General features: G+C 36.2%; 9 protein-coding genes. 5 read left to right on the forward strand and 4 right to left on the reverse strand.

The features are described 5' to 3' along the window. The first annotated feature begins 1 nt into the window (after position 1). Together HRG09_RS15145 and HRG09_RS15150 are read left to right on the forward strand one after the other, a co-directional pair. Complete coding sequence (locus tag HRG09_RS15145) at positions 2-1,051, forward strand: glycosyltransferase family 4 protein (protein WP_174101585.1); 1,050 nt, start codon at positions 2-4, stop codon at positions 1,049-1,051. 99 nt (positions 1,052-1,150) lie between these two features. Then, positions 1,151-2,692, forward strand: a complete 1,542-nt coding sequence (locus tag HRG09_RS15150; protein WP_174101587.1) for a glycoside hydrolase family protein — start codon at positions 1,151-1,153, stop codon at positions 2,690-2,692. A 264-nt stretch (positions 2,693-2,956) separates the two neighbouring features. On the opposite strand, the gene HRG09_RS15155 is transcribed toward HRG09_RS15150, so the two are convergent. Continuing rightward, a complete protein-coding gene (locus tag HRG09_RS15155) occupies positions 2,957-3,892 on the reverse strand; it encodes a hypothetical protein (RefSeq protein ID WP_375335761.1) in 936 nt (311 codons plus the stop codon). An 857-nt stretch (positions 3,893-4,749) separates the two neighbouring features. On the opposite strand from HRG09_RS15155, the gene HRG09_RS15160 reads away from it, so the two are divergent. After that, a complete protein-coding gene (locus HRG09_RS15160) occupies positions 4,750-6,189 on the forward strand; it encodes an FAD-binding protein (protein WP_375335762.1) in 1,440 nt (479 codons plus the stop codon). Beyond that, positions 6,186-6,716, forward strand: a complete 531-nt coding sequence (locus HRG09_RS15165) for an MFS transporter (RefSeq protein ID WP_174101593.1) — start codon at positions 6,186-6,188, stop codon at positions 6,714-6,716. The genes HRG09_RS15160 and HRG09_RS15165 overlap by 4 nt, the downstream gene beginning before the upstream one ends. 187 nt (positions 6,717-6,903) lie before the next feature. Here HRG09_RS15165 and HRG09_RS28980 read toward each other — a convergent pair whose 3' ends face one another. Then, positions 6,904-7,119 (reverse strand): PepSY domain-containing protein, encoded by a 216-nt coding sequence (locus tag HRG09_RS28980; RefSeq protein WP_174101595.1) that lies wholly within the window; start codon positions 7,117-7,119, stop codon positions 6,904-6,906. A gap of 414 nt (positions 7,120-7,533) precedes the next feature. Here HRG09_RS28980 and HRG09_RS15175 point away from each other — a divergent pair, with 414 nt between their 5' ends. Next, positions 7,534-8,346 (forward strand): hypothetical protein, encoded by an 813-nt coding sequence (locus HRG09_RS15175; RefSeq protein ID WP_254610093.1) that lies wholly within the window; start codon positions 7,534-7,536, stop codon positions 8,344-8,346. Between the two features lie 78 nt (positions 8,347-8,424). On the opposite strand, the gene dnaB is transcribed toward HRG09_RS15175, so the two are convergent. Together dnaB and HRG09_RS15185 are read right to left on the reverse strand one after the other, a co-directional pair. Further along, positions 8,425-9,714 (reverse strand): replicative DNA helicase, encoded by a 1,290-nt coding sequence (gene dnaB / locus HRG09_RS15180; RefSeq protein ID WP_174101599.1) that lies wholly within the window; start codon positions 9,712-9,714, stop codon positions 8,425-8,427. After that, positions 9,711-10,577, reverse strand: coding sequence for a DnaD domain-containing protein (locus tag HRG09_RS15185; protein ID WP_174101601.1), 867 nt, complete (start codon positions 10,575-10,577; stop codon positions 9,711-9,713). Before HRG09_RS15185 ends, dnaB begins: the two co-directional genes overlap by 4 nt. Between the last annotated feature and the right edge of the window lie 691 nt (positions 10,578-11,268).

Raw genomic sequence — 11,268 nt, forward strand, 5'->3', positions numbered from 1 at the left:
AATGAGCAATATTCTACTATTAACCGATAAACTCATAACAGGTGGCGCTGAGATGTATTTTTGCAAATTAGAAAACCATCTCAAAGATGAAAACATGACGTTTTATTCAGCAGCTGCCTCAGGTGAGTTGTATCATCAAATTCATAATAAGCATCATTTTATTCCGTTAAGCTTAAAAAATCACCCTGCCAACCTCTATACATTAAGTAAACAAGTAATGAAATTGGACATTGATGTGATCCATGCAAATAGTCTCAGAATGTTACTGTATTCCATCGCAATAAAAAAAATCACGAGGAGAAAAATTAAGCTAGTTTATACAAAACACAATGTTACAATACTTGAAAAAAAATTGCCCGCACTCTTTAAAAAAGTATTAAATCAACATGTTGATCAAATTATCGCAGTTAGTAACTTTGAAAAAGAGCGATTACTGCAATTTGGTATAAGAAAAGAACTTATTCGAACGATTTACAATGGTGTTGATGTAAAGCATTTTTCTTTTCAACAAATACACCCTAAAGAAACCCTCAATATCGGAATTTTAGCCCGATTATCAAAAGAGAAAAACCATGAACTTTTTTTAAGAATTGCAAATGAGTTAAAAGATGTACGTAACGTAATGTTTTATATTGCTGGAGATGGACCTGAACGAGACTTTATTGAAAACATGATTCGTGATTTCAAGTTAAATCATAAGGTGAAGCTTTTAGGGAATACATCTAATCCATATGAATTTATTTGCAATATGGACTTGTTGCTTCTAACGTCCTTAAGAGAAGTGTTTCCGATGGTAGTCCTTGAAGCAATGGCTTCTGGAACCCCTATTATTTCTGTAGATGTTGGTGGTATTAAAGAAGCTATTATAGATGAAGAAACCGGAATTCTCATTTCCCATCACTCTGAAAAAGAATTCGCCCAAAAAATCCAGTTACTTCATGACAATCAAAACTTAAGAACAAGTTTAGGAAAAGCGGCAAGAGAAAAAGTAGAAACATCCTTTTCCCTCTCAAATATGATTCATTCTACGCTTGAAACCTATCAATATTAAAAAACAAACGAGGTTATCGTTTGTTTTTTCTTTTATACCTATGCATTTTTTTTAACATGCATATTATATAATATCCCGCTATATAAGGAGTGTTATAAATTGACAGAACCTCTTAATTTTGCTGAAGACTGCCAAAATCAAAGTGTTGTTAATATTGATTGTTTTGGTGCCAGTCCAGATTTACTCAATAATTCCCAAGCTATTCAAGAAGCCATTGATTATTGCGCGGCTAACAATTATTCCAAAGTTGTTATCACCGGGAAGAAACAATATACTATATCCTCTCCTATTGTTATGAAATCAAATGTACATCTTGAAATGGATCCCACTGTAACATTAATTGTCAAAGGGAATTTCCAAGTGTTTGAACTTCAAAAAGATACTTCAATCTCTGGTGGCTCGATTGAAATCGTGGACAATAGCTTTAACTCATCCGTTCTTTTTCTTTCCGGTGCCCAGCAAATAGAAATTCATAATCATACTTGTATATCAAATATTAATATAATAAACCGTACAACCACTTACCAAGGTATTGCAATTCATTTCTCTTGCACAAAAGCATGGGATTTCATAAGTTTCGTTAAGGCATACTCAATTCAAATCACAAACTTTCATACGGCCATCTATTTAAAAACAGAAAAGCTCGAGGATATAAACAATCCTTGCTGGATTAATGCAAACTCCTTCCACTCTATCTTCATAGATGGTTGTCAGTACGGTATCGAGATTGTAGGAAATGGTGAATTACCTTACGAAATTTCCGGGAACACCTTTACCGGAATCCAAGTACAATGCCGGAAACAAACAAAGAAAGTAATCCGATGCTCAGGCGCCTATAATATGTTTGATGGAGTAATATGGGACGTCTTTCGTATGGATGCTCCTCCTCTCGTGATCGAATTCTCTTCCACTTCTCATCATAACTACCTATTCTCAAATCAAGCCTCCACATCTATTCTCGATCGCGGCCTATACAACCATTGTACCTCACCACATGAAGAATCTCTTCCTATATACCCTCCTCTTGCATTAGGAAAAGCGCATCTAGTTGGGAATCAAGATGATATTTTAGTAAATGCCAATCTCCGCTACACAGTGCGCCAACTTTCTGGAAAAGCCCCTTACGGAGGACATATTAATAATTGTTTTAACCTGCTCGATGAACAAAGTGTAAATTACCTAGATGTTCCTAGCACTCAGCCAATTGTAATCGAGTTAGATTTTTTTAAGCAGCCTATTAAAATGCTGAATTGTATTGGCATCTATTTTGGATGGAATGAAAGTCCAAGTCGTATTTTAATTGAATACCAGCGGAGCCTAAACGGACCATGGGAGGTTGCTAAAAATCTCCAGTTTAATGTCGGAAACACCGTAATTTCAGATGTAAGAGCAACTACGTTGTATAAAGCTAAACTAACACTAAGCGGATATACACAAGATCACAAGAGATTTCGTATAAATCGAATATTCGCAAAATCATCTTTACAACATGGCTCCTCATGGCTGCCAACTACTGGTGGCACATTATATGGAGATTTAGAATTTCAAAAAGGGCATACTGTGACGTTGACTTCTCCGAACGGAACAAAATGGAAATTGAGTATAAATGATCAAGGGCAAATTAGCACATCAAAACTATGAAAATCATACAAATCAAGATTCATTTACTTCCATTTAGTAGATGTTAAAATACTCCCCTTTGATATCTTCAAATGTTAGCTATTCAAAAATTCCACAAACTATCATCTCTTATATCAAAAAACACGAAATACTCTAATGATTCATTTTACATTATCATGCCCCTAGAAGGTGAATTTCAATTTATACGAAATAATTATCCCCTTCTCTACATGAATCTAGGGGCTCCTCCTCAAAAAGCAACTTCCGATTAAGAGAACCTTATAGTTACTGTTTCATTTTATTTGCTTGTCCCCTATCAGAGATTCTGCTCGTAGGCACAGAAGAAAGCTCAATGGTCGTATCCATACTCTTATCCGTAAGCTCAATCATAGCATTCTCATGCTTGATCTGGTCCAAATCCCACACCATCCCATGAAACTCATTATGTTGCCCGCTCACCTTCAAAACACTTTTTGTTTTACTTGAAGGCTGTATCTGTAAATTGGTAAATTGATTCCCACTAGCCTCATTCGGTATCGTGGAATGACTATCCATGTAAATCATGTTTACACAATCCTCTAAAGAAAAATTCAGAAACCGATTCGCATTTATCCAAGCATATCCAGAATTCGGTTTACCTACTTTTAACTGTACTCCATTCTTCATCCCTACTACCTTAACGTTTTCGAAGTTAACAAAAGAAATTTCATGTTCTCTTCCGCCGGCGTATAACGATATACCTGTTCCCTTGTTTGTTTCAGACCAATTGATGATATTTATATCCTTTATATGTGTTTTGTTCCAAGTGTTATAATATTTATGTTTACCATCTAAATAGATTACTTCCGAGTTAAAATTCGCATCATCAATGGCAATATAGGCCCCTTCAATGGAAGCATTCTTCTCAAGTTCAATCACCCTAAAGTTACCATCAACAATGAACTGCGTTCCATACCCGAATAATAGCTTAACACCTTGCTTCACAACGATAGGCGAGGTAATCTTGTACTTCCTGTCATCAAGCAAAACAATCTTTATTTTATTATCCTTTGCTTTATTGATCGCTGATTGAATTTTATCAGAATCATTTTTCCCTTTAAAATCCTCAACGTATATCTTCTCTTTTCGATCTGAATTAGAATGATTTTGATAGTAAAAAACAAGAATAACGAGTGCTATACCTAAGAAGATTAAACCAATCATTTTTTTCATCGTACTCATCCTCATATTTAGTTTCCTCTCTTCGGTTCGTTATATATAAATACCCTATTGTCACCTTCAAATATGAAAGTGGGGGTTTTCTTCATCCCCCACTGATTATCAGCCCTCACCAATCGGGCTTTTACGGGCAGTTTATCTCCCATCTACCTTCTTTAGAAAAGCAGAAGCGGCTCGTTCAAAATCGTAGGACGTTGGAGCTCCCGACAGAGAGGCGCTTTTTGCCTCGTCCGAGGGAGCGAAACGGCTGGAGATTTTAGCCGCTAGAGCTGGACATTGCTTTCGCCGAATTTTGAGGCGGGAGTATTACTGCCCTAAAATAGCGGGATAAAACAAGATTAAAAGATAAGAAGACTACCATACATTCCTCAAGAACTGATATGATCTCCCCTAAACAGGAAAAATATAAAAACTCCTTTGAATAAGAATGTTTTTAGCTTTATTGATAGGTAGATTTTACTAAAAAGAGACCGATTGGATTTTATAACATTTTTTACAACTATTACCTCTTTTATTTTCGTGCAGATAGATGTTTTTTGCAAGCAAAAGGTGTATTTCTTTTCCTTACAGATTTACGTCGAAAGTGTCAACAGAAAACACATTAATCTATCTTGTTTAGAAGGAATAACGTTTTTCACAGTAGGGGGTAATAAATATTCTTAAGTTGATGAGCATAGGGAGAAACCTAAGGTATTAACAATTCTAGTTCTATACATGTGAGCGAGCACGTTATCACAGAGGAGATTTTTCTTATGATAGCGCGCTTTTTTATTTACACTATGTTCCTTCGTTTTAGAAAAAGATATAATATAAAACTTATATATAAAATTCTTTATATTACAACTAAAAAAGGAGAGTGTATATTGAAAATACGAACAATACTGATAGTAATTACTGCATATGGCTTGTTATGCACGGCCTCTATCTATACATATACAAAACAGATAGCCAATCCAGTTATAAGTGATGTCGGTAGATTGCTTCCTACAAAGATTAAACGGGTTGAAAATGTAGCGGATGAACAAGCATTAACGAAACTCGTTACAGATGCAAATGTTTCAGGTGAGAAGATTTCAATTGCGGGAATGCAGCATAGCCAAGGCGGACAGACTTATTATCCAAATGGTACAGTGCTTAATATGAAAGGATATAATAAAATATTAGATTTTGATCCAGAAAAAAAGAGAATTCGCGTACAAAGCGGTATGACATGGGATGATATTCAAAAGAAAGTAAATTCATATGGCCTTGCGGTGCAAGTGATGCAGTCGCAAAATATTTTTACAGTTGGTGGTTCATTAAGTGTAAATGTACATGGACGCGATATTCGTCATGAAGCACTCATTGATACAGTAGAATCGTTTCGATTGTTAACGGCAGATGGTACGGTTAAGAATGTAAGTAGAGAAGAAAATGCTGACTTGTTTCCTTATGTGATTGGAGGTTACGGTTTATTCGGTGTGATCTTAGATGTGACGCTTAAGTTAACGGATGACGAGCTATATACGATGCAGACAAAAACGCTAGATTATAAGGAATATACATCCTATTTTAAAGAAAAGGTGAAAAAGGACGAGAACGTTCGCATGCACTTAGCCCGTATTTCCGTAGCCCCAACCTCATTTTTAAAAGAAATGTATGTGACAGATTATGTTTTAGAAGAGAATCAAAATAAACGGGAAGAATACAGCGAACTAAAAGAAGAAAATATTATTGCTGCGCCGAAGTTTTTCCTTGGATTATCAAGGTATAGCGACTGGGGAAAAAATACGTTTTGGGATATACAAAGGAACTACATTGAGCGCATAAATGGAACATATGAAACTCGAAATAATGTGATGCGATCAGATAGTACTTTTATGGAATACGAAAATCCAAATCGAACAGAGATTTTACAAGAATATTTCGTACCGATCGATCAATTTACAGCTTATATAGATGATTTGCGAACTGTATTAAACAAAGAAGAATTAAACCTTCTTAACATTACGATCCGTTATGTAGAAAAAAATGAGAATGCCGTTTTATCCTATGCAAAAGATGATATGTTTGCGCTTGTGCTCCTTATTAATCAAGGACGTTCTGAGGGTGAAATAAAGAAGACGAAAACAGTGTTAGGGAAGATGATAGATGTTACTTTAAAGCACAATGGAAGTTATTATTTACCGTATTATTCCTACCCGACAAAACAACAACTGAAGCAGGCATATCCTCGTATAGAAGAATTCCTTCAAAAGAAGAAAGAAATTGATCCGCAAGAACGGTTTGTAAATTTATTTTATAAGGAGTACCGTGAATGACATATAAAAGATTTATAACTTCACAAAGTATCATCATGATGGCCGGTAGTATGGTATTCCCCTTTTACATACTGCTGCTTCGAAATGTCGGAGATAGTTTCTCTCAATTCGGCTGGGCATATGGCTTATTTGCGTTAACTTCAGCTTTAGTGTACCCATTAGTTGGGAAGATTTCAGATAAAATTGGAGATCAAAAACTATTAATTGTATACGCTTGGTCTATGGCGGTATTAATGCTCTGTTTTCCCATTGCTACAGGAGTTTGGCACGTTTACATTCTACAAATTATGATGGGATGCTTAGGTGCCGTGCAACGAAACACCGAAAAAACATCACTCGCCCGGAAAGTAGAAAGTAAAGAAGCAGGCTATGAAATAGGAAAATACCACGTATGGACTTCAATTGGTGGTGCAGTAGCTGTCATCATAACAGGCTATCTAGTCGACTTTTTAACGATTGGTACCATTTTTTATATCGCTTCCGTTTTATATATGGTGAGTGGTATTGTGATAGTGAGGCAGAAATAAGAAAACAGTAAAATAAATAACCGGTTCCTTAATATACAGGGAATCGGTTATTTTGTGTCTAAACGTACAATGTTCTTTTTTGGATATGGTGAGGCCTTTAGAATTCAACATAAAAAAACCCGTCGATGACGATCACTCTTGCTCAATTAAAGCTACCCTTTAGTTCAAGAAGAAAAAGAAGTATGAATCAATCTGAATCAGGTCTTATCTCTCTAACTCCTAAGATATTTCCTGATCTTGCATCAACCTCTACAATGAATCTTTTGTTATCTTTTGCTGAAATATAGAATTTATAAAACATTACTCCATATATTAGATGCATTTTTACACGTTCAACATTTCCAGGTACTTGTTTAAGGGCTATACCTTGAGCATAATCCACCATTAGTATTCTTTCATACACTTAAAATTCCTCCTTAATTTTATTTTTGAAATATATTATGAAGAAAAGAAAAAAGTGCTTGTACCAATTAATCAAGATTATAAATTTTCCCTTACATATTATTAGGAGTCCTGACGTATGCCCATCAAGTCAAGAATTTGAGATTGCCCCATCGCTATCAAGCTAAAATTTTATAGTACCCTCAGAACGAAATTTTGTGCTAACTTGTAACAAAAAATCTCATTTTTTCGTTTTGGGGTAATTCTGAATTCATAAGTTGATAAGCATGTGTAATAATCCGCAAGTAATCAATACGAATAACTAGAAATTGGAGAATTTAATATACTTTCAAAATAACAAATTGTTATGGTAATATTTCCAATGTATAATTATGGTATTATTTGTTTTTATGAAAAAAATACGGGGGAATTTTTAATGAAAAAAATCATACTAGGGGCACTAACAACCTCCTTTTTATTGGCTGGATGTAATAATTCTACTGAAAGCAAACCAGTCGATACAAAAAAGACTGCGGCAGAAGAATCAACGAAATCTACAAAAAATGAGGATAAACAGGATACAAATTTGAAAAAAACTGAAGAAGTTTTATCACCTACTAATCAGAGTACAAAAGATTTCATCACACCATTATTAGTAGAAGCAGAAACAACTGCTGATATTATGACAATACAAATACAAGAAGATATGAAACAAAAACTTGAAGAAATTAATAAAAAAATGCAAGCAAGTCTTCAAAAGAATTATACGTGGTACATGGAGTATATAAAAGCAGCACAGCCTGGAGAAAAATTAGCATATCATGAAAATATGGGAATTACACAGGAAGAATATAAACTGTTCCTATCATCTGATCAATATATGAAACTTGTTAAAGGACAAGAAGGGAAAATTCACTTCAAAAAAATCAGTGACAATGTATACGAGATTCAAACGAATTCTCCAATCAAATTATTAAACAAAGTTCAAATTGATTTTGCCAGCAATACATTAAAAACAGAGTTTGGTACACTAAATTACGATGATAAAATCCCAGCTGACGATGGTCAAAAAATAACTGGAAGATGGAATGGTGAACAGTGGAAACTAAGCATCGGTAGCTTCACCGCAACGTATGCAATTGGTCAACTTGAAGACTCTAAGAAAACAATTATTTACATAACAGCAAAAGGTCTTTTAGATGGTAAAACAATCAATCAAAATCAAGTGATTGAATTTAAAGCACAATAATTCATAAGAGAAAAAGGATAGATAATAGTAGAATATTCTACTGCATCTATCCTTTTTTAAAGGATTCAAAAAACATTTCTACTCTTCCCTCTCTACAAATCTCCCAAACTCCTTCAAAAACCTTAGCTTCATTGTCCCAACAGGTCCATTTCGATGCTTTGCGATTTGAATTTCTGTTATATCTTTATGCTCTGTATCCTTATCATAATAATCCTCCCGATACATAAGCATAATCAAATCCGCATCCTGCTCAATCTGCCCTGTCTCCCTTAAGTCAGACAAAATCGGGCGCTTATCTTGACGTGACTCTACACCGCGGGATAACTGTGACAGTGCAATGACACATACATTTAAATCACGTGCCATTAACTTCAGCTTACGAGAGATTTCACTCATTTCTTGAAACCTGTTTCCTCTATAGTTTGAATCACCTGTAATAAGCTGCAAGTAATCAATTATTACAAGCAGCTTTTTATCCTCATACTTTCGCTTCAATTTACGCACCTGCATCCAAATCTCTTGTGTTGTAACGCCAGCTTTATCATAGATTTCCATGGGCAGATCTCCAATTTCCGCAAATGCCTGGCTCATTTTCCCCCAGTCATCTATCGTAAAGCGATGCTTTGGATTTTTCATCCTTTCCCCTGATACACTCCCCAAACAAGAAAGCATCCGTTTCAACAATTGCTTATTGCTCATCTCTAGAGAAAACAATCCAACTGCCGCATCCGATTTCGCCGCATGAAGCGCAATATTTAAAGCAAACGCCGTTTTTCCAATCGAAGGCCGCGCCCCAATCACAACGAAGTCACCTTCCTGCAAGCCACACGTCATCTTATTGAAGGCTGAAAAACCTGTCTCAATGCCCGTTAGTTCCTCTGTATCTTGATGGAGCTCTTCATAAAGGTCGACTAACATATCCTTCAAATCAAAATCTAATGTACAATCCCCTTCTTCTAGTTTACAAAGCGCTGTAATCGTCTCGCCAATTACTTTCTCATCTTTCTCCGCAAGAAGCCGTTCACACATGTTATGTGCTGCACTGCCTGCCTGATTCATTTTCCACGCGCTCCGAACAAGCCCCTCATAATATGAGAAGTTAGCTGTAGTAGGAACACTCTCCATCATATTTACAAAATACTCAATCCCGCCAATTTGCTTCAAAAAGTCGGGATTCATCTTCGAAACGAGCATAACAAGATCAATCTTCTGTCCACTTTCCTCTATTTCTCGCATCAACCGAAATACCGTTTGATGCACCGCCGTAGAAAAATGGTGCTCAGTGAGCCGGCATTCCTGAATCAATTCTCCCTCAAGCAATAAAGAACCTAATACCGTCTGTTCCGCCTCGATATTTTGAATGCTCATGGCCTCCATCCATGCTCCTGTAAGAATTTCTGCAACTCTTCTTCAGATGGAGTATTCTTCTCCCACTCCTCACACTCCGCCAAAAACTTCTCCGTCTCTTGCATACCAGGCGGCTCCTTCTTCCGAAACTTCACTTCTGCTTGTTCCACGTCACTCAGCTTCATATAGCCTTTTCTATGCCACTCCCGCAAAATTCCTTTCACATAACCAATCGTCCGCTTATTATTCTCAACCGCAATCTGAAGTGCCCTTAACACAAGCTCCTCCGATAAATCTGTCATCCACTCACTTAATTCTTCCGCCACATAAGGCGACAAACTACCGAAATTTTGTTCATAAAACAGAAATACACCGTTTCCCTTGTCCTCCTCCTCTTCCTCACCTTGTTCCTCTGCCCCATACTGATCAATCAGCTCCTCTGTAACAATATCAGACACATCATACGGCGAACCGAATTGCTCTAAAAGTAGCGGTATACTCATCTCATCCTCCAAACACTTCCGAAGAAACATCTTAACAAACTCTTCACTTTTCACACCCTTCAGCTCACGCAGCACACACTTCTCCACATTCGTACTCGTAATCGGATTATAACGAAGCCAATTTAATATAAATAACTCCTTCGTTTCCGCATCGTACAAGATCTTTCCATAATCAACAAAGCGTTGCAGCAACTTCTCAACAGTCTCCCGGTTATAACCAGTCTCCATCTCCGCCAAACGCTTCGGCAGCGAATAAATCCCGCACTGCGTCGTCTTCGAACAAGTCAGCAAATAAAGATAGAAATAGCGCTCCTCCGGCGTTAAATCCAAAACAAAATCATCCTGCCAAAAATTCACCTGTACATTACGGTATATTGCCATCTTTATTCCTCCTATTCCTTAATGAAACATATGTAATTTGCGGTTCCATGATGTATATAGGGATAAGAAAGGAATTTTGGCGGGGTTATTTTATATTTTTTAAAAAATGACTACGACTACTTTTACTTCGAAGAAATGCTTGTAGTTGTTTTTTTGTTTTGTTTTTGTTTCTTTTTAGTGATTTATTTATTGGGATGGGGTTGTAAGGGGCTTAGTAGGAGTTCTTTTCATATGTACATGGTCGACAGTGCTGTGTATGTTTCTAAATGTAGCTTTGAAATAAAGTGAAACTTTAATCAGTGGGGGTTTTCTTCATCCCCCACTGATTATTAGTTGAACCAATCGGGCTGTTACGGGCAGTTTATCTCCCACCTAACTTCTTTGCTCCCACCGAATTTTGAGGTGGGAGTATTACTGCCCGTTAATGCGGGATAAAGCTTGATCAAAAATCCTGTTTTGAAATGCAAGACTTTTTCTTGTTCAGCAATCGGACCAGATTGTTGAGGAAGAGTTGCCGATTTTACAGAAGGTAAATTAGTTTAAGATTAATGGTGGTGAACCGTATCATAAGTTTTATTGTTCAAGTTTTACCATTTAAATGGTATTCATTATTTAATTTCCATTCAAATACCTCCCGATGTTTTACAAGCAGTCAATCGTATTAAAAGGCCGACATATACTAGTTTGGAAA

Source organism: Bacillus sp. Xin1, assembly GCF_013314535.1.
Lineage (GTDB): Bacteria > Bacillota > Bacilli > Bacillales > Bacillaceae_G > Bacillus_A.